Raw genomic sequence first — 20,395 nt, 5'->3', positions numbered from 1 at the left:
TATACTCGCCGGTGGGGTCAGCCAGCGGTGGTCCGCCGCAGGTGCTCGATCAGCTCCGTGGTGCCGTCGGCCACGGTGACCAGCGGATGATAACCGAGGTCGCGGCGCGCGGCGGAGATGTCGAACCAGTGGTCCGTCGCCATTTCCTTGGCGACAAAGCGCGTCATCGGCGGCTCGCCCGGGAGCGGCAGCATGCGCCAGAGGGCTTCCATCAGGCCACCGGCGGCATAGGCCACCGGTCGCGGGACGTGGCGGGTGATTTCCGTAATGCCCACGCCGCGCAGCAGCTGGTTGATCCAGTCCCACAGGACGACAGGTTCGCCGTTGGTGATGAAATAGGCGCGGCCACCCGGTGGTGGGGCCCCGGATCCTTTGTAGCCTATTGGGTTACAAAGCGCGCCTTCCGCGAGCAGATGGGCGTCGACGACGTTGGAGATATGGGTCACGTCCACCCGGTTCCGGCCGGAGCCGATGATCTTCAGCCGGCCGGCCTTCGCCAGCGCCAGCACGCGCGGCACGACGTTTTTGTCGCCCGGCCCCCACACGAGGTGCGGCCGGAGCGCGACCGTGGCGAAGCTCGGGCCGTGGGCCGCCAGCACGACACGCTCGGCCGCGGCCTTGCTCGTCGGATAGCCGCACGGCGCCTGCACGCAGAGCGGGGCGGACTCGTCGATGCCGGCCAGGTCGCCGCCGTTGTAGACTACGCTGGGCGAGCTGGTGTAGACTAGGCGCGCCACGCCGGCTTCGCGGCAGGCATGGATCACGTTCTGCGTGCCGCCGACATTGACCGCGAAGAACTCCCGGCGGGAGCCCCACACGCCGACGCGGCCGGCGACGTGGAAGACGGTCTCGGCGCCGAGGCAGCCGCGCCGCAGGGCATCGGGGTTGTCGAGATCGCCCGGGATCACCTCGGCGCCAAGGGCCTCCAGGTGCGGCAGCGGCCGGCGGGCCAGCACGCGCACGCGCCGCCCGTCGGCGAGCAGCCGCTCGGCAATCTTGCCGCCGATGAAGCCGCTGGCGCCGGTGACGAAAACGGGGAAGTTTTTGCGGACGAGGAGCACAGGAATGGCAACTTGACGGGGATCAGCCCCGATCGACCAAGGCGGGTTTGGCCACAAAAAGGCGCAAAAAATCGACGGCCAATGCGACCGGCAAGGCGCCTAAAGGCGCGCGAAACATGGACGAAGCCACGGAAGGCACTTTTCGTGCCTTTTCGTGGCTAAAAAACCGATCGGCAGAATCGCTCATTGCTTCAGGACATCCCGGGGGATCTCGCGCTTGTCGAGCTCGTAGCCGTTATTGCCGGCGGCCCAGCGGGCGAGCGCGAGGCGGTGGATTTTGGCGTTGTGGCGGACATCGACCGGGAAATGCGGGTGCAGGTAGGCGAGCCGGATTTTGTCCGTGTGCTCATGGGCCGCGCCGAGTTCGCGCAGTTCGCGCACCAGTTTGCGCCGCAGCGAGGGGGTGGCGACCACCGCGCGCGACACCGGCTCGACCACGATGGCCGGGCGGCGCCCGTCATGGCCGGTGGCGATGAGCGCGCTGCGCGCGACGTTGGGGTGGGCGTTGAAAATCGGCTCCACCTGCGCGGGATAGAGCGGGCCCGAGCGGGTTTCGACCCGCTCGGCCTTGCGGCCGCAAAACCAGAGGCGGCCCGAGGCGTCGAGATAACCGGCATCTCCCATCCGGTGCCAGACGGCGGCAGGGCCGCCGGGTTGAGAGTCCTGAATTTTGGCCAGAGCCGTGGCTTCGGGCAGCTGGTCGTATTCGCGGGTGACGACCGGGCCGCGGACGATGATCTCGCCGATTTCGCCGGGCGGCAGCTCAGTCGCATTCGCCAGCGCGCCGATGGGCGCATCGGTGAGCACGATGATCTTGATCCCGACTTCCGGCACCGGCCGGCCGACACAGGTGCCTTTGCCGGCCGCGATCGCCGCGGCGGTTTCGCCGAGGACTTCCGGCGCGCTGATGCTGGCGATCGGGAGCGACTCGGTCGCGCCATACGGGCTGTGTGCCGTGCCGTTGGGCAGGATTTTCTGCAGGTCGGCGAAGAGATCGGGCGGCACCGGTGCGCCGGCCATGAGCACGCGCTTCACCGACGGGAGGGTCAGATTGTTCTTCAGGCAATACCGGCTGATGATCCGCCAGAGCGTCGGCGACCCGAAGGTGTTGGTAACTTTCTCCTGCTGGATGGCGCGGACGATTTTTTCGGGATCCACCGTGGCCGGCCGGCTCGGGTCGATCTCCGGCACGATGGTGGTCATGCCCAGCGCGGGGTTGAAGAGCGCGAAGATCGGCAGCATCGGCAGGTCCACTTCGCCCGGCCCGATGCCGTAGGTGTCGCGCACCAGCCGCAGCTGCGCCTCGAACATGCCGTGCTCGTAGCAGACGCCCTTGGGCGCACCGGTGGAGCCGGAGGTGAAAAGGATGGCGGCGAGATCGGAGGTAGTGACTTCGCAACATTGTAGGGTCGGCCCTTGTGGCCGGACCGGTCCGCCGGCAAGCGGCGACCCTACAGGAAACGTAAGCCGCGCCGTGGCTGAACCGCGGGCCCACACGCGGATCTCGACTGACCTGAAGGCCGAGCGGAACACGTGGCTCATCACCTGGGCCGGTGGGATGCCCAACAGCACGCGGGGCCGGGAGCGGGCGACGCAGGCGAGAAAGTTTTTCCGGCCCATGCCCGGGTCGATGATGACCGGCACGGCGCCGAGCTTGAAGAGGGCGAAGGCGGCGGCGATGAGCGGCAACCCTTGGCGGACCATGACCAGCACGCGGTCACCCCGCCGCACGCCGCGGGCCGTGAGGTTTCCGGTCCACGCGTCCACCTCGGCGTCGAGTTCGCGGAAGGAGAGGGCGAGATAATCGATGCCGCCGTCCGCCGTCCGCCCGCGCGGGATCTTCACCGCCGGATGGTCCGGCTGGCGTGCCGCCATCAGCGGCAGGTGGCGGGCGATGTTGGCGGAGTCGGTCAAAGGAGCTTTCGGATTTGGAGGGCTCGCGTCCCTGCGAGCCGCGGTCCGCAGAGACGCGGACCCTCCAGAGGATGGGTCAGCTTTTCCAGGCAGGCTCGGCCTTGAGCAGTTTTGCCTGCCACGGCAGCAGCACGGCGTCGATGGAGGAGGGATCACGGGCGATCAGCACGAGCTGGGAGCGGGTGGCGATGAGCGTGGGGTCGAGGTTGAGGCCCGACGCGAGGCGGTCGCGGTCGGCCTTGATGCGGTCCTGCCGGGCGAGTTCGTCCGGCGTCATCGGGCTGAAGTCGCGGCGGCGCTCGCGGCGTGGCAGCGTGTGCGGGTCGATCGCGAAACCGCGGCGGATGGCTTCGGCCAGCGAGGGGAACAGCCGGTCGTGCCGGCGGCCGAGGTTGACGCGCATGACTTCCTCCGGCGGCGCGCCCTCGTCGGCGGCGCGGGCAATCCGGACCAGCATCTCGTTGCCGACGACCTTGAACGGCGGGGTATTGATCTTCTCCGCCCAGCTTTCGCGCCAGTGCCAGAGGGCGTTGAGCACGCCGAGGCCGCGGCCGCGGAGTTTCTCCGAGCCGTTGACGCGCCACGCATTCTCGTCGGGGGCGGCGAAGCCCTCGCGGCCGGCCTCCATCTGCCAGCGGCAGCGCTGCTCGAGCCACTCGAGGCGGCCGAGCTTGACGAGTTCGTCGCGCAACCGGTCGCGCAGCGCAAACAGGTGAAACACATCCATCGCGGCGTAATCGAGCATGTCGCGGTCGAGCGGGCGCTGCGACCAGTTGGCCTTCTGGTGGTCCTTGTCGAGCTGGACGCCGAAGTTCGTCTCGAGGAGCGCGGCCAGGCCGAAGCGCGGGATGGCCAGCAGCTGGGCGGCGAACATGGTGTCGAACAGGCTGTGCGGTTGGAAGCGGCAGAGCTCCCACAGCAGGCGCAGGTCATAGTCGCTGCCGTGCATGATGAGCGGCTTGGCGGCGAGGCGGGGCCAGAGGGCGCCGAGGTCCAGGTCGGCCAGCAGGTCGACGAGGTGGATCTCGCCAACCACGTGGATCTGCAGCAGGCAGACCCGCGTCTTGTAGCGGAAAAGGTTGTCGGCCTCGGTATCGAGCGCGATTTCGGAGCAGCGATCGAGCGCGGCGTAGAGCGGCGCCAGCTGTTCGGGCCGGGTGATGAGCTGGTAATGCGGGATGGTGTTCAAGCGGACGGGGTCAGTTGTTCCAGGTGGTGAGAAAAGCATCGATGAGTTGCGGCAAGTCGGGACTGTAGCCGCCCTCGAGGACGGCGGCGGCCGGCCGGCCGCTTTCGCGCAGCCAGCGGCCGAGGGTGGCGAAGTCGTCGCGCTCGAGCGTCATCTCGGTGATCGGGTCGCCCGCGTAGGCGTCGAAGCCCGCGGACACGAGCACGAGGTCGGGTTGGAACGCCAGCACTACTTCCCACGAGCGGGCAAGCGCGGCCATGTGCGCGGTGCGCGGCGCGCGCGGCGCAACGATGAAATTGTGGCAGTTGGCGAAGGACGTCGTGCCGGTGCCGGGGTAGCCCGGATACTGGTGGACCGAGGCGAACAGCACGTTCGACCGGTCGCGCAGGATGTCCTCCGTGCCGTTGCCGTGGTGGGCGTCGAAGTCCCACACGGCCACGCGCCGGCCGGCGGCAGCGGCGTGGAGGGCGGCAATCGCGATCTGGTTGAGGTAGCAGAAGCCCATGGCCTGGCCGCGCGTGCAATGGTGGCCGGGCGGGCGCATCAGCGCAAAGGCGGGTTGCCCGGTCAGGGCGCGGTCCGCGGCGGTCAGCGCGGCGCCCACCGCCCGGCGGGCGTGTTCGTGGATGCCGGGGAAGTAAGGGGTGTCGTCGTCGATGTCCGGCGCATGCTGGATCCGCTTCAGGAGGGCCGGGGTGTGGGCGGCGAGCAGGGCGGGCTCGTCCGCGGCGGCGGGTTTTTGCCAGGTCCAGCCGGGGTGGACGGCCTGCAGGTGGGCCGCGGAGCGCAGCACGCGGGCCGGTTGCTCGGGTCGCATGGACGAGCCGTATTCGGCGCAAAGGGGATCGTGCAGGATGATCATCAAAGTTTGTCCGCCCACGGACAGCAAGGAACCACGAAAAAAGCCCAAATTGGCGTCCCAGTAAAGCGGGATTATCGCCTGATTTGCGGGCGGAGAATTCTTGTGTCCTTTGCCTGTTTTGGCAGCCATTGATACCGCATGAAAGTCGTCGTCCTCTGCTCGGGTGGGATGGATTCGGTGACCGCGCTCCACTGGGCGCGGGCGCACCACACCGTCGCCGCCGTGCTGAGCTTCGACTACGCGGCCAAGCACAACCACCGCGAGATCCCCTTCGCGGTCGAGCACGCGTCCCTGGTCGGCGCGCCGCACCAGACCGTGCCGCTGGATTTCATCGGCAAACTCTTCACGTCCGACCTGCTGGTGAGCGGCGGCGACATTCCCGAGGGCCACTATGAGGACGGCAATATGAAGCGCACCGTCGTGCCCTTCCGCAACGGCATCATGCTGGCCGCGGCCTGCGGCTTCGCCGAAAGTGCGCGGGCGGACGGCCTCGTCATCGCGGCCCACGGCGGCGACCACGCGATCTATCCCGACTGCCGCGAGGACTTCATGTGCGCCATGGGCGAGGCCATGAAGTCCGGCACCTACGCCGGCATCCAGCTGCTCCGGCCGTTCATCACCATGACCAAGGCCGGGATTGCCGCCGAGGGTGCGCGGCTCGGCGTGGATTTCGCCCGCACCTGGTCGTGCTACAAGGGCGGCGAGGTCCACTGCGGAAGGTGCGGCACCTGCGTCGAGCGGCGCGAGGCGTTCCAGCTGGCGGGTATGCCGGACCCGACAAAATACGAGAGCACGCCGCCGCTACCGAGGGGACCGGCGGTTTGATATAAGACCTATAAGACTCATAGGACCTATGTTAATCGCAGAAATCTTCCATTCGCTGCAGGGCGAAGGCGAGCTGACGGGCGTGTCGTCCGTCTTTGTCCGCACCAGCGGCTGCAACCTGCGCTGCAACTGGTGCGACACCCCCTACGCGTCGTGGTCGCCCGAGGGCGTGCAAATGCGGGTCGACGAGATTGTGGCCGAGGTGACGAAGCGTCCGGCCCGGCACGTGGTGCTCACCGGCGGGGAGCCGATGGTGGCGAGGGAAATCCGCGAGCTGGCCGCGGCGCTGAAAAAACTCGGCTACCACATCACCATCGAGACGGCGGCGACCATCGCGCCCGACAGCATTGCGTGCGACCTGGCCTCGCTCAGCCCCAAGCTGAGAAACTCCGCGCCCGACGAGCGCCTGTCGGCCGCGTGGCGCGGGAAGCACGAGGCCTTGCGCTGGCAGCCGGAGGTGGTGAAGGCCTGGCTCGCCGGCTACGGGTTCCAATTGAAGTTCGTGGTCGCTCAGGTGGCGGACGTGGACGAGATCGAGGGGATGCTCGCGCAGCTCGGCCGCGACATTCCCCGCGCCAAGGTGCTGCTGATGCCCGAGGGCACGACGGTCGAGGCGTTGCGGGCCAAGGCCGGCTGGCTGGGCGAGCTGTGCAAGGTGCGCGGCTACCGCTACGCCCCGCGGCTGCACATCGAGCTCTACGGCAACAAGCGCGGCACATGAACATCCCGCTGCTGCCCGTCGTCCATCCACCCCGGAAACTTTCGGCGGAACTCGCCGACCTGCGGGTGCGCGTCGCGGAGCGCGCCGTGACGATCCGGGAACTGCTCTACGTGTTGAAGGGCCGGGCCTACATGCTGCTGGTGATCCTGCTCACCCTGCCTTTTTTGCTGCCGCTACCGCTTCCGGGATTATCCACGCCGTTCGGCTTTGCGATCATCCTGATCTGCCTGCGGCTGGCGCTTGGGCAGCGGCCCTGGCTGCCCAAGAGCGTCCAGCGCCGGCAGTTGCCGGCGGGTTTCATCCCACGGTTGCTCGACCTGGCCGCGAAAATCATCGGCGGGCTGGAGCGGGTGTTGCGGCCGCGGTGGCTCGTGCTCACCGAGCACGCGCTGATCCGGCAGCTGCACGCCCTCGTGATGGTTGCCGGCGCCGCCATCCTTTTGCTGCCGCTGCCCATTCCCTTTTCCAACGGCCTGCCGGCCTGGTCCATTTTGCTCGTGGCCAGCGGACTCCTGGAGCGCGACGGCCGCGCGATCGCGCTGGGCTACGTGGTGTTCGCGCTCAGCGTGGTCTACCTGTGGCTGTTCGGCGAAGCAGCCCAGGGACTGGTGGAGGCCGGAATGAAATGGCTGCGGCGCCCGTGACGGACCTTGTTTTTTGGAGGGCTCGCGTCTCAGCGGGCCGTTGGGATATCATGTGCGAGCGGCCCGCCGAGACGCGGGCCCTCCAACTAGGCGGGATGCGGTGATTCCGCCCTACATCGACAGCCCGATTTTCCCGAACTGCGCGCCCGCTTCCATGTGCCGGAAGGCCGCCTCGGCGTCCGCCAGGGCGAAAGATTGGTCCACCACCGGTGCGAGCCGGTGCATCTCGACGAACTGCTGCATGCCGTGGAAATCCGCCGGCGAGCCCATCGTCGTGCCGAGGATGCTGATCTGGCGGAAGAAACTTTTCCGCAGGTCGAGGCCGGGCGGATTGCCGGTGGTCGCGCCGAAGAACGCGATGCGCCCGCCCGGCCGCGTGAGCTCGATGAGCTTGCCGAAGCCCTCGCCACCCGCGCTGTCGATGATGACGTCGAACAGGCCGCCGGCCTTCTTCTGCAGCTGGGCCGGCCAGCCGGCGTCACGATAACTGACGCCACCGGCCGCGCCGAGGGTTTGGGCGCGGGCAATCTTTTCGGGCGAACTTGAGGTGACCCACACCTCGGCGCCGGCGGCCGCGGCGAATTGCAGCGCGAACAGCGCCGCGCCGCCGCCCACGCCGGTGACGAGCACGCGCTCACCGCCCGTGAGCTGCGCGCGCGTGAAAAGCGCCCGCCAGGCCGTCATGCCAGCCAGCGGCAGCGCCGCGGCCTGCGGCCACGAGAGATGCACGGGCTTCGGGGCGAGGTTGGCGACGGGAATGGAAATCTTCTCCGCGAACGTGCCGCTGTCCGGCAGGCCGAGGATGCGGAATTGCGGACCCTGGGCGCGGGTATCGTGGCCCCAGTCGAGCGACGGGTTGATGATGACCTCGCGGCCGATCCACGGCTGGTCGGCGGCGTCGCCCACGGATTCGACCACGCCGGCGCCGTCGGAGCCGGGAATGACCGGCAGCTTGATGCCGGCGTAAAGCCCGAGCTGGATCCACAGGTCGCGGTGGTTGAGGGCGGCGGCTTTGAGGCGCACGATGGCCCGGCCGGGCACAGCAGCGGGCTCGGGCACCGATTGGAAGGCGACAGGCTTTTTGACCTCGGTGATGACGGCGGCGTTCATGCGCTGAAGAATAAAAGGGCCCGGTGGGAACGCAAACGTTCAGGCCGGGCGATGATTGAATGTAGGGGCGGTGCTTGACGCCGCCCGCGGGCGCCGACGAGCGGCGCCCCTACAATAACTAGCGCGGGCCGTCGGTGAACACCTGGCCGTTGATCACCGTGTTGGTGCAATGGCTGGTGTATTCGAACGGATCGCCGTCGTAGAGCGCGAGGTCGGCGTCCTTGCCCTTCTCGAGCGAGCCGGTGCGGTCGGCGATGCCGAGGAGCTTGGCGGCGTCGCTGGTGACGCTGGCGAGCGCGGCGTCGAAGCCGAGGCCGTTGGCGGCGGCCACCGCGGCCTCCAGCAACACGACGCGGGTCTTCGGCACGTAGCCCTCATAGCTGCTCTGCAGGGCGATGGGCACGCCGGCGGCGTGGAGCCTGCTGGCGGTTTCCACACTGAGGTTTTCCATGTCCTCGTTGCTGCGCTGCATCGTGGGGTGGACGATGACCGGGAAGCCGCTGGCCTTGATCTCGTCGAGCACCAGCGGGGCGTCGGCGCAGCCGTCGAGGACGATCTTGAGGTTGAACTCCCGGGCAAGGCGCAGCGCGGAGGCGATGTCCTGCTGGCGGTTCGCCGTGATGAGCAGCGGCTGCGTGCCGTCGATGGCGCGCAGCAAGGTCTCGTATTTCAGGTCGCGGCCGGGGCGCTTGGTCTCGTCCTTGGCCTCGCGCTTCTTGGCGTATTCCTGCGCCTTGATGAGCTCGGCGCGCAGCATGGCGACAGCCTTGGAGCGGTTGCCGGGTGACTTGCTGGCGGACGGACCGCCCTGGCCGGGCGCGCCTTCGACGACCGTGAGGCCGTTGCGCCCGAGCGTGACCGAGGTCATCGCGGCGGGATTGACGACATCCTCGTCGGCCGTGCGGCCGAGCGTCTTGATGATCATCGTCTGGCCGGAGATGAGGGCCGCCGGCGCGTGACCGGTGTTGACGGTGGTGACGCCGAACGAACGCACCCAGGCGACGAGCGGATCCTTGGCGTTGTAGGCGTCGATCGCACGCAGCTCGGGTTGCACGGACGAGGACTTGTCGAGCATGTCCTGATCCTGCGTTTGGTTGAGCAAACCGGACAGACCGACAGTGGCGTGGGCATCGATGAGCCCCGGCGTGACGACCGCAGCCTTGAGCACGCGGTAGCCGGCGGGGATTTTCACCGAGGCGGCGGGGCCCACGGCCTCGATCTTGCCGTCGTGCACGAGCACGACGCCGTTTTTTAGGGGCGCCCCGGCCATGGTGTAGACGGTGTCACCCGTGATGGCGAGGTCCTCGGCGCGCAGCGCGAACGGCGCGGCGAGGAGCGAGGCGAGGAGGAAGAAGCGGATAGCGGTTTTCATTGGTCACCTCCATTGGCGGCGGCGATAAGGTCCCAGGCACTGGTGAAGCAGCAGAGCTGGGCGCGGCGGGAATCGCCGGCGCCCGGGCCACCGACGGCGTAAAGGTGATCCTCGGGACGCGAGCGGTCGAAGACCTTCTTGCCCTCGACCCACGTCTCCTCGACGTGGGTGTAGACGCTCAGCGGGTCGCCCGAGAGCAGGATGAAGTCGGCGTCCTTGCCGGGCTCGAGCGAGCCGACGCGGGCGTCGAGGCCGAGGATCTTGGCGTTGGCGATGGTAACGGCCTCAAGCGCGCCCTTGCGCGTCATGCCGGCGCGGACTGCGAGCGCGGCCGAGCGGATGAAGAGGCGGGAGTCGGTGATCGGATCGTCGGTGTGGAAGCCGACGAGCACACCGGCTTTTTCCAGGATGGCGGGCGTGCGCCAGTCGGCGTCGCGCGTCTCGAGCTTGCCGCCCGGGGAGTCGATCATGATGACGGAGCACGGGGCGTGGGCGGCGGCGATCTCGTCGGCCACCTTCCAACCCTCGCTGACGTGGTGGAGCACGACCTTGAAGCCGAATTCCTTGGAAAGGCGGAGCACGGTAAGGATGTCGTCGTGGCGGTGCGTGTGGTTCTGGACGATGCGCTTGCCGTCGAGCACCTCGACGATCTCCTCGAGGGCCAGGTCGCGCGGCGGCATTTTCTCGGGGTCGCCGTTGGCGCGCTTGATCTTGTCGCGGTATTCCTGGGCTTTGATGTATTCCTCGCGCACGAGCGCGGCGGACTTGGCGCGGGTGCCGGGGAAACCGTTGGCGCCCTTCATGGAATTGGTGCCGTTGGCCATCTTGAGCCCGCCGGCGTTGGTGCCGTCGGGCAGCTTGATGAGCAGGTCGTCCACGACGCGGGCGGAGCGCAGCTTGAGATAAAGGGTCTGGCCGCTGATGAGATGGCCGGAACCGGGCATGACGTTGACGGTGGTGATGCCGCCGGCGCGCGCTTTCTGGATGGAAGCGTCGCGGGCGTCGAGCGAGTCGAGCACGCGGGCGTCGGGCTGGATGGGGCCGGAGCCGTCGCCGCCGCTGCCGGCGCCGATGTGGCTGTGGGAGTCGATGAGGCCGGGCATGAGCACCTTGCCGGTGGCGTCATGAATCTCGGCCCCGGCGGGGATGGGGACCTTGTCGGCGGCACCGACGGCGACAATCTTGCCGCCAACGACGACGAACACGCCGTTGGCGATGGGCTCGCCGGCGATGGGTATGATCTGCGCGCCCTTGAAGACCTGGGTCTTCTCTTGCGCACCGAGACTGGCGGCCAAACCAAGCACTGCCGCCAGGCATAACAGGGGACGTGTATGCATAGGCGGGCGATACTACCGGTCCGCGACACCCCGGCAAACGCAAAGACACAGTCGGCCCCAAAACCCGGCAAACAGCGGAGTGGCGGTTTGACGCAAAAGCGGTCATGGCAAACCTCCATTGATCGCATGACCGCCGCCGCCCACGCCGACAAGAAGCTCCACTATGCCTGGATCGCCGCCGGCGTGACTTTCTTCACGCTGCTGGCCGCGGCGGGCGCGCGCGCCACGTCGGGCGTCATCCTGCTGCCGTTCGGCAACGAGTTCCAGTGGAGCCGCTCGACGGTGTCGACGATCGTGGCGATCAACATCTTCCTCTACGGGCTCATCGGGCCGTTCGCCGCGGCTTTGTATCAGCGCTTCGGGCTGCGGCGGACGATGGTGGCGGCCATGGCGCTGCTGTCGGCGGGCTACGGGCTGTCGACGGTGGCGACCCATTACTGGCAGTTTGTGATCTTGTGGGGCGTGGTGGTGGGCATCGGTTCCGGCATGGCGGCGGCGGTGCTCGGCGCAGCGGTGGCGAACAAGTGGTTCACCGAGAAGCGCGGGCTCGTGATGGGCCTGCTCACGGCCAGCACGGCGACCGGCCAGCTGATTTTCCTCCCGGTCCTGGCGAGCGCGGTGACGACCTACCACAACTGGCGCGCGGCGCCGTGGATCGTGGCGGGTGCGACCCTGCTGGCGATCCCGGTCATCTGGTGGCTGATGCGCGACGGCCCGCGCGACGTCGGCCTGCGGCCGTATGGCGAGACCGGGCCGGTCGAGACGGCCGCGCCGGCGGCCGTGGGCAATCCCGCGAAGCGCGCCATGGATACCTTGATCGAGGCCATGCGCGTGCGGGATTTCTGGCTGTTGGCCGGCTCGTTCTTCGTGTGCGGCGCCAGCACCAACGGGCTCATCGGCACGCACCTGATCTCCGCGGCGTTCGACTGCGGCATCCCCGAGGTGCGGGCGGCGAGCCTGCTCGCGCTGATGGGCCTGTTCGACCTCGTCGGCACGACGGCGTCGGGCTGGCTGAGCGACCGCTACAACTGCCGCTACCTGCTGTTCATGTATTACGGGCTGCGCGGGGTCTCGCTCCTGTTCCTGCCCTCCGCGCTACTCGGGCCGACCGCCGGGCTGGGGGTCTTTGCCCTTTTCTACGGACTCGATTGGATCGCCACTGTGCCGCCGACGGTGAAGCTGACCGGCGAAGTGTTTGGCCGCGAGAAGGCCAGCATCGTCTTCGGTTGGATCGCGGCGGCGCACCAGGTGGGAGCGGCGTGTGCCGCCTATGCGGCCGGCGCGCTGCGCACGGCCACCGGAACCTACACGCTGGCCTTCTTCAGCGCGGGCGCACTGTGTGTCGTCGCTGCGCTGATCGTGCTGCCGATCGGCAAAGGACGGGCGCTGGCGCCGCAGCCGGCGTGAAGTTTGGAGGGCCCGCGTCCCTGCGGGCCGTTCCGCAGGTGATATCCCCTCGGCCCGCAGGGACGCGGGCCCTCCAGCAGAAGGCAACCGCCTTTACCGCTTCAGCTTCGCCCGGAGTTTCTTCACTTCCGGGCTGACGGCGGCGCAGCCCTCGCTGCCACAGCCGGGATTCTTCCGTTTGGCGAACGAACGCCAGGCGAACCACGCGACGGTCACGGCGACGATGGCCAGGGCGATAATCGTCTGGAGTTGCGGGCTCATGTCAGTAACCCAGCGCGCGGCCGGTCTGGTAGATGACGAAGCACACAACCCACGCGGTGCCGGTCATGTAGGCGAACTGGAACAGCGGCCATTTCCAGCCATTGGTCTCACGCCGCACCACGGCGACGGTGCTCATGCATTGCATGGCGAAAACATAATACACCATGAGCGTGAGGCAAACGAGCGGGGTGAAAAGTTTGGCCCCGCCCGGCCAGGTGGCCGTGGTGAGCGAGCGGCGCAGGGGCGCGACGTCGGCGTTTTTGCCGCCCGCGAAGTTGTCGACGCTGAACACGACGGCCATCGAGCTGACGAACACCTCGCGCGCCGCCATCGAGGTGATGAGCCCGATGCCGACGCGCCAGTCGAAACCGAGCGGCTTGATGACGGGCTCGAGGGCGTGGCCGGCGCGGCCGGCGAAACTCTGGGCGATCTGCTCGGTGGCCGTCGCAGCGGGATCCGGGTGCTTCGGGTAGGCGGTGAGGAACCAGAGCACGATGCTGATGCCAAGGATGATGGTGCCGGCGCGCTTCAGAAACAGGCCGGCGCGCTCGAACATCTGCAGGGCCACGTCGCGCAGCCGCGGCAGGCGGTAAGGCGGCAGTTCCATGATCATCATCGGCGGCGCGCCCTTCAGCAGGGTGCGCTTGAAAAGCCACGCGAAACCGAACGCGCCCAGCGTGCCGAGCGCATACATGAGCAGCATGATCCCGGCCTTGGTCAGCGCCGGCACGGCGTCGCCCGGCAGCAGCGCCGCGATCATCAGCAGGTAGACGGGCAGCCGGGCCGAGCAGCTCATCAGCGGCGCAACGAGGATGGTCACGAGCCGGTCCTTGGGATCCTCGATGGTGCGCGTGGCCATGATGCCGGGAATCGCGCAGGCGTAGGAGCTGAGCAGCGGGATGAACGACTTGCCGTTCAAGCCGACCCGGCTCATCAGCCGGTCCATGATGAACGCGGCGCGCGCCATGTAGCCGGTGTTCTCGAGCAGCCCGATGAAGAAAAACAAAATCAGGATCTGCGGCAGGAACACCAGCACGCCGCCGACGCCGGAGATGACGCCGTCGGTGAACAGGTCGCGCAAGTCACCCGGGGCCATCACGCCCTGCACCCAGGTGGCGAACGAGGCGATATGGGCGTCGATCCAGTTCATCGGGATCTCGGCGAACGTGAAAATGGAAAGAAACAGCGCGGTCATCACGCCGCCGAGCACCAGCCAGCCCCAGAGCGGGTGGATGACGACGGCATCGATCTTGTCCGATGCGGATGGGCCCGTGACCCCCGATTGCTGGACCAGGTTGGTGCACAGCTTGGCGATGGATTCGTAGCGGCTGGCGACGAGCGTGCCGGACCAGTCGGTCCCCTCACCTTCCCAGCGCTGCTGCCAGTGCGCGAGGATGTCCGTCGTGCGCTGGCTGAGCGGGGTGGAGCCGGCGACGCGCACGGTGTCGAAATCGGTCAACAACAGCAGTGCCTCGGCGCGCGCGACGAGCGGCGAACGATCGTCGCGGTCGGTGAGGGCCGCCTGCAGCTCGGCCACGGCGGGGGCGACGGCGGCGGGCACATCCCAGCTGTGGCGCGCGAGCGGCAGGTCGATGCGGCTCATGGCGAGCTTCAGCTCGACGAGGCCCTTGCCGTTGACCGCCTCGCAGGCGATGACCGGGATGCCCAGTTCCTGCTCGAGGCGGCCGACGCGGACCTGCAAGCCGGCGGTTTTCGCGAGGTCCATCATGTTCACGACGAGGATGACGGGGCGGCCGAGATCGAGGATCTGGTGGACGAGGTAGAGGTTCCGCTCGAGATTGGTGGCATCGACGATGCAAAGGATGCGGTCGGGCTGCGGCGTGTCGGTGCGACGGCCGAGGAGCACGTCGCGCGTGACCGCCTCGTCCGGCGAACGGGCCGCGAGCGAATACGCGCCCGGAAGATCGATGAGCTTGATCGGTTTGCCGTGCTGCGAGTAGGTCTCGCCCATCCTCTTCTCGACGGTGACGCCCGGATAGTTGCCGACCTTCTGCTTCAGGCCGGTGAGGGCGTTGAAGAGCGTGCTCTTGCCGCAGTTGGGATTGCCGACCAGCGCGTAGATCGGCGTGCGATCGCTGTGCGCGGCACGTTTCTTGCCCGAAGATACAATATGCGGAGGCAGTTCGGGCACGGCTCAGGACTCCACGGTGATTTGCGCGGCCTCGGCCCGGCGCAGCGTCAGGTGGTAGCCGCGGAGCTTGAACTCCAGCGGGTCGCCGAGCGGCGCCGCGCGCACGAAGGTGACGGTCGTGCCGGGCAGCAGGCCCATCTCGCGCAGGCGGACGAAGGTCGCGCCGGTCTTCGGGAAATCCTTCACGCGTGCACTGGCGCCAAGCGCGAGCTCCGAAAGTTTGAGCGAGGCGGACATGGCGCGGGCTTCAGCGCGCGCTTTCGGGCAGCGGCTCCACGAGGATGTTCATGGCTGCGCCGTGGCTGAGGGCGAGGCGGGTGCCGTTCACCTGGCAGAGGATCGTGGTGTTGCCGGAAACCTTGGTCACGAGGGCGGCCTCGCCAAAACCCATCTCGCGGACACGCTGGCAGAAGCTGTCGTCGCCGGTCAGCTCGCACACGCGGCCGGTGGTACCGGCGGGAAGCTGGCACAGGGGTGAGAGGTGGAGGTGCGGGGTGGGCATTGAAGATGAGACTGAGTATCAGGACAGAATCAGAAAAAAGCCCCGGGTCAATCTACTACCGTAGATTACTCAGGGCGAATGGTTTACCGGCGACGGCGTTTGACGGCGAGTTGGACGCCGGCGTAGCGCACGAGGCTCTGCAGGTGCTCGTATTGCTGCGGGTCCATGTCCTTGGCGGCCTTGAGCTCGTCCTGGGCGCGCTTCATGGCGGCTTCGACGACGTGTTCGTCAATCTTCTCCTCGGTGATCGCGTGCTCGGCAAGCACGCGGACGCGGTCGCCCTCAATCTGTGCGAAGCCGCCGCCGACGGCGAGCCACGAAGTGGCGCCGCCTTTGGTCACGCGGAGCTCACCGTCCGCAACCTGGGCAAGCAGCGGGATGTGGCCGGGCAGCACGCCGATCTCGCCCTCGACCGTCGGGACGACGACGGAGTCGATGGTGTCGGTATACACCTTGGCTTCCGGAGTGACGATTTCGAGGGTGAGGGGCATTTTGCAGGAAGGATTAAGTGACAAGGATCAAGTATCAGGATTGATGGCTTGGGCTCTTGTTACTTGGAACTTGTTACCTGTTACTTCGCGTGGAACGCGGGTTATTTCTTCGCAGAAGTGGCGATGACCTCGTCGATGCCGCCCTTCATGTAGAAGTCACCCTCGGCCACGTGATCGAGCTCGCCGTCGAGAATCATCTTGAAGCCGCGGACGGTCTCCTTGACGGGAACGTATTTGCCCGGCGTGCCGGTGAACACCTCGGCGACCGCGAACGGCTGCGAGAGGAGGCGCTGGATCTTGCGGGCGCGGTAGACCATGAGCTTGTCCTCGGGGGAGAGCTCGTCGAGGCCGAGGATCGCGATGATGTCCTGAAGATCCTTGTAGCGCTGGAGGACGCGCTGCACCTCGCGGGCGACCTTGTAGTGCTCCTCGCCGACGATGTCGGGCTGGAGGGCCTTCGACACGGAAGCGAGCGGATCGACCGCGGGATAAATGCCGAGCTCGGCGATGGAGCGCTCGAGCACGATCGTGGAGTCAAGGTGCGCGAACGTGTTGGCCGGCGCGGGGTCGGTCAGATCGTCGGCGGGCACGTAGACGGCCTGCACGGAGGTGATGGAGCCCTTCTTCGTCGAGGTGATGCGCTCCTGGAGTAAGCCCATCTCGTTGGCGAGCGTCGGCTGGTAACCGACGGCCGACGGCGAGCGGCCGAGGAGCGCGGACACCTCGGAGCCGGCCTGCGAGAAGCGGAAGATGTTGTCGACGAAGAGAAGCACGTCCTGGTTTTTCTCGTCGCGGAAATACTCGGTCATCGCGAGGGCCGAGAGCGCGACGCGCATACGGGCACCCGGGGGCTCGTTCATCTGGCCGTAGACCAGCGCGACCTTGGACTTGCTGAGGTCCTTCTGGTTGATGACGCCGGCCTCGGACATCTCGTGGTAAAGGTCGTTGCCCTCGCGGGAACGCTCGCCGACGCCCGCGAACACGGAGTAGCCGCCGTGCGCCTTGGCGATGTTGTTGATGAGCTCGAGAATGACGACGGTCTTGCCGACGCCGGCGCCGCCGAAGGCGCCGGCCTTGCCGCCCTTGATGAAGGGGCAGATGAGGTCGATGACCTTGATGCCGGTCTCGAGGATCTCGGCCTTGGTATTCTGGTCGGTCAGCGAGGGAGCCGGGCGGTGGATCGGGTAGCGTTTGGTGAAATTGACCGGGCCCTTGCCGTCCACGGCGTTGCCGGTGACGTCGAAGATGCGGCCGAGCACGCAGTCGCCCACGGGGACAGTGATCGGGGCGCCCGTGTCGACGACCTCCATGCCGCGCACGAGACCCTCGGAGGAGGACATGGCGATGGCCCGGGCCACGCCGGCGCCGAGGTGCTGCTGCACCTCGAGCGTCAGGAGCTCTTTCTTGCCGGAGACGGTGAAGCTGATGGTCAGCGCCTGGTAGATGGGCGGGATGGAGTTCTCGGCGAACTGCACGTCGACGACGGCGCCGATGACTTGGACGATTTTGCCGGTATTGCTCATGGGGAGGAAGGGCTGAAAGACTGAATGGCTGAATAGCTGAAATACTTCAGCGGGTTATTTGAGAAGGGTGACAAAGATGGCGACAAGCTCGCCGGCTTCCTGCTTGAGCGGGCCGATAAGCGCGGGCTTGAAACAGCCCTCAAGCTCGAGGAGCTCCATCCAGAACAACGATTCATCGGCTTCACGAAGGCAGTCGCCGAGCTTGGAACGGTATTCCGCGCGCGACCGACCACGTTGCGCTTCGCGATAGTTTGCGCCGACGGAGCCGCCGGCACGAAGAAGCTGGTCGCCCCACACGCGGGCGACGTTGTCCCGTCCGGGAAGTGTCCGGCAAGCACGGGCGATCCGGCGCGCAAACTCGCGCGTGCGGTCTCGCAGGTCTCCGTGTTGATGGAACATTGGTTTTTCATTGGCCCGTTTCAGCTTTTCAGTCCTTCAGTTATCCGGCCTTTACGTGGCGGAGAAGGCGGCGGCCGCGATCTCGAGAATTTCCTGGGTGATGCCCGCCTGGCGGGCCTTGTTGTATTCCAGCGTGAGGTCGCCGAGGAGCTTGGTGGCGTTGTCCTTGGCGGTCTTCATCGCGACCATGCGGGCGCTCTGCTCGGAGGCCTTGGCGGAGAGGACGAGCTGGTAGATGTAGCGGTTGACGTAGAACGGCAGCAGGGCCTCGAGCACGGACTTCACATCCGGCTCGAACAGCATGTCGCGGTCGTCGGTGAACTTCACCCCGTCGGCGCCGGTGCGGTTCTGCGCGATGAACTCGCGGACGTTGGTCAGCGGGAGCACCGGGCGGATGATGGCCTCCTGCACGAGGGTGTTCTTGTAGCGCGGGTAGATGACCTCGACGGTGTCGATCGTGCCCTCGAGGAACAGCTTCACCATGAACTCGACGACGACCTTCACCTCGTTGAACGCCGCGCGGTCGGAGACGGTGAAGTCGGCGAGGATGTCGCGCTTGGTGCGGGCGAGGAACTGCGCGCCCTTGCGGCCGATGGCCACATACTTGGCGGGCGTCTTGATCTCGGTGACGAGCTTGAAGAGGTTGGCGTTGAGCGGACCGCACAGGCCCTTGTCGGTCGAAACCACCAGGATGCCGCGGGTCTTCACCTCGCGCTTGGCGATCAGGGGATGCTCGAAGATGTTTTCGACGCGACCGGCGAGCGCGGCGAGCATGTCGGCCATCAGCTGGGCGTAGGGCCGGCCCGCGAGGGCGGCCGACTGCGCCTTCTTCATCTTCGACGCGGCGACGAGCTCCATCGCCTTGGTGATCTGGCGGGTGTTCTTGACCGACTTGATGCGCCGGCGGATGTCGCGGGTGGAGGCCATGGATTACGAAAGGCTGAAAGGCTGAAGGGCTGAAGGGCTGAAGCCAGTCAGGCGGGACGGCAGGCGATTGAAGCGGGTGCGCACTTTCGTTTTGGGGGAAGGATGAAGATATTCAGCCGTTCAGCTTTTCAGTTCTTCAAGCTTTCGTGACGAACGTCGCCTTCCACTCGTCGGCCGCGGCCTTGAGGCCGGCCTCGATCTCGTCGGAGAGCTTGGCCTCGTTGCGGATCTTGGCGAGAAGGGCGTCCTTCCGGCTGGTGAGGTAGTCCTTCCATGCGCTGGCGGCGGCCACGACGTTCTTCACCTCGATGGCGTCGAAGTAATTCTTCTGGAGGGCCCAGAGGATGGAGGCCTGGACCTCGATGGAGAGCGGGTTGAGCTGCGGCTGCTTGAAGAGCTCGACGATACGGGCGCCGCGCTCGAGCTGGGCCTTGGTCTTGGCGTCGAGGTCGGAACCGAATTGCGCGAAGGCCGCGAGCTCGCGGAACTGGGCGAGCTCGCCCTTGAGTTTGCCGCCGACCTGCTTGGTGACCTTGATCTGCGCGGACGAACCGACGCGGGACACGGAAAGACCGACGGACACCGCGGGGCGGATGCCCTGGTTGAAGAGATCGGTCTCGAGGAAGATCTGGCCGTCGGTGATCGAGATGACGTTGGTCGGGATGTAGGCGGACACGTCGCCGGCCTGGGTCTCGATGACGGGCAGCGCGGTGAGCGAGCCCTTGCCGTCGAGGCGCGCGGCGCGCTCGAGGAGGCGGGAGTGGAGGTAGAACACGTCGCCCGGATACGCCTCGCGGCCGGAAGGACGCTTCAGGATGAGCGAGATCTGGCGGTAGGCGACGGCGTGCTTGGAGAGATCGTCATAGACGATCAGCGCATCCATGCCGTTTTCCATGAACCATTCGCCGATGGCCGCGCCGGAGAACGGGGCGAGGTATTGGTTGGCGGGATTGTCGGCCGCGGTGGCGGAGACGATGACGGTGTATTCGAGCGCGCCGGCGGCCTCGAGGGCCGAGATGGTGCGGACGACGTTCGACTGCTTCTGGCCGACGGCGACGTAGATCGAGTAGACCGGGCGGAAGTCCTTGTTGCCCGAGGCCAGGCCGACCTTGTTGATGCGCGCCTGGTTGATGATGGTGTCGATGCAGATGGTGGTCTTGCCCGTGCCGCGGTCGCCGATGATGAGCTCGCGCTGGCCGCGGCCGATCGGGATCATGGAGTCGATGGCCATGATGCCGGTGAAGAGCGGCTGGGTGACGGATTTGCGGACCATGATGCCCGGGGCGATCTTCTCGACGGGGTAGAATTCCTTGCTGTCGATCGGGCCCTTGCCGTCGACCGGGCGGCCGAGGGCGTCGACGACGCGGCCGAGGAGGGCGCGGCCGACGGGGACGGAGAGGAGCTTGCCGGTGGTCTGGACCTCGTCGCCTTCCTTCAAGGAGGAGACGTCGCCAAGGACGACGCAGCCGACCTCGTCTTCCTCGAGGTTGAGCGCAATGCCGATGGCGCCGCCCGGGAACTGGACCATCTCGTTATACATGACGTCGGAGAGACCGTCGAGTTTGGCCACGCCGTCGGCGACGGAGCGGATGGTGCCGGTGTTTTTCTTGACGGCCTTGCTCGAGAGCCTGGCGATCTGTTGTTCAATCTGGTCGATGACGGTGCTCATCCTGAGTGGTGGTTAAAGGGAAACGCGGG

21 protein-coding genes are annotated in these 20,395 nt (G+C 67.0%); 4 read left to right on the top strand and 17 right to left on the bottom strand.

From position 1 onward, the window contains the following. Positions 1-17 precede the first annotated feature (17 nt). The 5 genes from BLU29_RS07130 to BLU29_RS07115 form a co-directional block, all read right to left on the bottom strand. Positions 18-1,061, bottom strand: a complete 1,044-nt coding sequence (locus tag BLU29_RS07130) for an NAD-dependent epimerase/dehydratase family protein (RefSeq protein ID WP_091056265.1) — start codon at positions 1,059-1,061, stop codon at positions 18-20. 22 nt (positions 1,062-1,083) lie between these two features. Then, entirely contained in the window at positions 1,084-1,248 is a 165-nt protein-coding gene (locus BLU29_RS18300; protein WP_172830229.1) for a hypothetical protein, read from the bottom strand. Next, complete coding sequence (locus BLU29_RS07125; RefSeq protein WP_231962324.1) at positions 1,245-2,975, bottom strand: fatty acid CoA ligase family protein; 1,731 nt, start codon at positions 2,973-2,975, stop codon at positions 1,245-1,247. Before BLU29_RS07125 ends, BLU29_RS18300 begins: the two co-directional genes overlap by 4 nt. Before the next feature lie 76 nt (positions 2,976-3,051). Further along, entirely contained in the window at positions 3,052-4,164 is a 1,113-nt protein-coding gene (locus BLU29_RS07120; RefSeq protein ID WP_231962323.1) for a ribonuclease D, read from the bottom strand. A 10-nt stretch (positions 4,165-4,174) separates the two neighbouring features. Further along, on the bottom strand, positions 4,175-5,026 hold the full coding sequence (locus BLU29_RS07115) for a histone deacetylase (RefSeq protein WP_231962322.1): 852 nt from the start codon (positions 5,024-5,026) through the stop codon (positions 4,175-4,177). Between the two features lie 138 nt (positions 5,027-5,164). Here BLU29_RS07115 and queC point away from each other — a divergent pair, with 138 nt between their 5' ends. From queC to BLU29_RS07100, 3 genes are read left to right on the top strand one after another with little or no spacing between them, the layout of a single operon-like run. Next, positions 5,165-5,851, top strand: coding sequence for a 7-cyano-7-deazaguanine synthase QueC (gene queC, locus BLU29_RS07110; RefSeq protein ID WP_091056261.1), 687 nt, complete (start codon positions 5,165-5,167; stop codon positions 5,849-5,851). A 28-nt stretch (positions 5,852-5,879) separates the two neighbouring features. Next, complete coding sequence (locus BLU29_RS07105) at positions 5,880-6,572, top strand: 7-carboxy-7-deazaguanine synthase QueE (protein WP_091056260.1); 693 nt, start codon at positions 5,880-5,882, stop codon at positions 6,570-6,572. Then, on the top strand, positions 6,569-7,216 hold the full coding sequence (locus BLU29_RS07100) for an exopolysaccharide biosynthesis protein (RefSeq protein WP_091056258.1): 648 nt from the start codon (positions 6,569-6,571) through the stop codon (positions 7,214-7,216). Before BLU29_RS07105 ends, BLU29_RS07100 begins: the two co-directional genes overlap by 4 nt. A gap of 111 nt (positions 7,217-7,327) precedes the next feature. On the opposite strand, the gene BLU29_RS07095 is transcribed toward BLU29_RS07100, so the two are convergent. The 3 genes from BLU29_RS07095 to BLU29_RS07085 form a co-directional block, all read right to left on the bottom strand. Further along, positions 7,328-8,326, bottom strand: a complete 999-nt coding sequence (locus BLU29_RS07095; protein ID WP_091056256.1) for a zinc-binding dehydrogenase — start codon at positions 8,324-8,326, stop codon at positions 7,328-7,330. A gap of 118 nt (positions 8,327-8,444) precedes the next feature. Then, complete coding sequence (locus BLU29_RS07090; RefSeq protein ID WP_091056254.1) at positions 8,445-9,698, bottom strand: amidohydrolase family protein; 1,254 nt, start codon at positions 9,696-9,698, stop codon at positions 8,445-8,447. Next, complete coding sequence (locus BLU29_RS07085; RefSeq protein ID WP_091056253.1) at positions 9,695-11,035, bottom strand: amidohydrolase family protein; 1,341 nt, start codon at positions 11,033-11,035, stop codon at positions 9,695-9,697. The genes BLU29_RS07090 and BLU29_RS07085 overlap by 4 nt, the downstream gene beginning before the upstream one ends. A gap of 126 nt (positions 11,036-11,161) precedes the next feature. Here BLU29_RS07085 and BLU29_RS07080 point away from each other — a divergent pair, with 126 nt between their 5' ends. Beyond that, entirely contained in the window at positions 11,162-12,442 is a 1,281-nt protein-coding gene (locus tag BLU29_RS07080) for an MFS transporter (protein WP_091056251.1), read from the top strand. Positions 12,443-12,535: 93 nt separating this feature from the next. On the opposite strand, the gene BLU29_RS17940 is transcribed toward BLU29_RS07080, so the two are convergent. From BLU29_RS17940 to atpA, 9 genes are all read right to left on the bottom strand, one after another. Beyond that, positions 12,536-12,703, bottom strand: coding sequence for a FeoB-associated Cys-rich membrane protein (locus BLU29_RS17940; protein ID WP_157693693.1), 168 nt, complete (start codon positions 12,701-12,703; stop codon positions 12,536-12,538). 1 nt (position 12,704) lies between these two features. Beyond that, positions 12,705-14,855 carry a ferrous iron transport protein B gene (gene feoB / locus BLU29_RS07075; RefSeq protein ID WP_091056250.1) on the bottom strand — a complete coding sequence of 717 codons (2,151 nt, stop codon included), beginning with the start codon at positions 14,853-14,855 and terminating at the stop codon, positions 12,705-12,707. Positions 14,856-14,858: 3 nt separating this feature from the next. Beyond that, on the bottom strand, positions 14,859-15,092 hold the full coding sequence (locus BLU29_RS07070; protein WP_091056248.1) for a FeoA family protein: 234 nt from the start codon (positions 15,090-15,092) through the stop codon (positions 14,859-14,861). Between the two features lie 10 nt (positions 15,093-15,102). Continuing rightward, positions 15,103-15,357 carry a FeoA family protein gene (locus BLU29_RS07065; RefSeq protein WP_091056246.1) on the bottom strand — a complete coding sequence of 85 codons (255 nt, stop codon included), beginning with the start codon at positions 15,355-15,357 and terminating at the stop codon, positions 15,103-15,105. 83 nt (positions 15,358-15,440) lie between these two features. Further along, positions 15,441-15,848 carry an ATP synthase F1 subunit epsilon gene (gene atpC, locus BLU29_RS07060; RefSeq protein ID WP_091056245.1) on the bottom strand — a complete coding sequence of 136 codons (408 nt, stop codon included), beginning with the start codon at positions 15,846-15,848 and terminating at the stop codon, positions 15,441-15,443. Between the two features lie 101 nt (positions 15,849-15,949). Beyond that, entirely contained in the window at positions 15,950-17,371 is a 1,422-nt protein-coding gene (gene atpD, locus BLU29_RS07055; RefSeq protein WP_091056243.1) for a F0F1 ATP synthase subunit beta, read from the bottom strand. Positions 17,372-17,425: 54 nt separating this feature from the next. Beyond that, positions 17,426-17,770, bottom strand: a complete 345-nt coding sequence (locus BLU29_RS07050; protein WP_091056242.1) for a four helix bundle protein — start codon at positions 17,768-17,770, stop codon at positions 17,426-17,428. A 51-nt stretch (positions 17,771-17,821) separates the two neighbouring features. Beyond that, the gene (atpG, locus tag BLU29_RS07045) at positions 17,822-18,697 is read right to left on the bottom strand and encodes an ATP synthase F1 subunit gamma (RefSeq protein WP_091056240.1); all 876 of its coding nucleotides are present in this window, start codon (positions 18,695-18,697) and stop codon (positions 17,822-17,824) included. A gap of 136 nt (positions 18,698-18,833) precedes the next feature. Continuing rightward, positions 18,834-20,366: a F0F1 ATP synthase subunit alpha gene (atpA, locus tag BLU29_RS07040; protein WP_091056238.1), complete on the bottom strand. Its 1,533-nt coding sequence runs from the start codon at positions 20,364-20,366 to the stop codon at positions 18,834-18,836. Positions 20,367-20,395 lie beyond the last annotated feature (29 nt).

The organism is Opitutus sp. GAS368, from assembly GCF_900104925.1.
Lineage (GTDB): Bacteria > Verrucomicrobiota > Verrucomicrobiia > Opitutales > Opitutaceae > Lacunisphaera.
Note: the sequence above shows the minus strand (reverse complement) of the source record. Positions and strands in the feature narration are given on the sequence as shown.

Bases quoted from the DNA above. Each gene is read 5' to 3' on its own strand.
- BLU29_RS18300 (WP_172830229.1), bottom strand. From the start codon at position 1,248: ATGAGCGATTCTGCCGATCGGTTTTTTAGCCACGAAAAGGCACGAAAA.
- BLU29_RS07115 (WP_231962322.1), bottom strand. From the start codon at position 5,026: ATGATCATCCTGCACGATCCCCTTTGCGCCGAATACGGCTCGTCCATG.
- queC (WP_091056261.1), top strand. From the start codon at position 5,165: ATGAAAGTCGTCGTCCTCTGCTCGGGTGGGATGGATTCGGTGACCGCG.
- BLU29_RS07105 (WP_091056260.1), top strand. From the start codon at position 5,880: ATGTTAATCGCAGAAATCTTCCATTCGCTGCAGGGCGAAGGCGAGCTG.
- BLU29_RS07100 (WP_091056258.1), top strand. From the start codon at position 6,569: ATGAACATCCCGCTGCTGCCCGTCGTCCATCCACCCCGGAAACTTTCG.
- BLU29_RS07095 (WP_091056256.1), bottom strand. From the start codon at position 8,326: ATGAACGCCGCCGTCATCACCGAGGTCAAAAAGCCTGTCGCCTTCCAA.
- BLU29_RS07090 (WP_091056254.1), bottom strand. From the start codon at position 9,698: ATGAAAACCGCTATCCGCTTCTTCCTCCTCGCCTCGCTCCTCGCCGCG.
- BLU29_RS07085 (WP_091056253.1), bottom strand. From the start codon at position 11,035: ATGCATACACGTCCCCTGTTATGCCTGGCGGCAGTGCTTGGTTTGGCC.
- BLU29_RS07080 (WP_091056251.1), top strand. From the start codon at position 11,162: ATGACCGCCGCCGCCCACGCCGACAAGAAGCTCCACTATGCCTGGATC.
- BLU29_RS17940 (WP_157693693.1), bottom strand. From the start codon at position 12,703: ATGAGCCCGCAACTCCAGACGATTATCGCCCTGGCCATCGTCGCCGTG.
- BLU29_RS07070 (WP_091056248.1), bottom strand. From the start codon at position 15,092: ATGTCCGCCTCGCTCAAACTTTCGGAGCTCGCGCTTGGCGCCAGTGCA.
- BLU29_RS07065 (WP_091056246.1), bottom strand. From the start codon at position 15,357: ATGCCCACCCCGCACCTCCACCTCTCACCCCTGTGCCAGCTTCCCGCC.
- atpC (WP_091056245.1), bottom strand. From the start codon at position 15,848: ATGCCCCTCACCCTCGAAATCGTCACTCCGGAAGCCAAGGTGTATACC.
- atpD (WP_091056243.1), bottom strand. From the start codon at position 17,371: ATGAGCAATACCGGCAAAATCGTCCAAGTCATCGGCGCCGTCGTCGAC.
- BLU29_RS07050 (WP_091056242.1), bottom strand. From the start codon at position 17,770: ATGTTCCATCAACACGGAGACCTGCGAGACCGCACGCGCGAGTTTGCG.
- atpG (WP_091056240.1), bottom strand. From the start codon at position 18,697: ATGGCCTCCACCCGCGACATCCGCCGGCGCATCAAGTCGGTCAAGAAC.
- atpA (WP_091056238.1), bottom strand. From the start codon at position 20,366: ATGAGCACCGTCATCGACCAGATTGAACAACAGATCGCCAGGCTCTCG.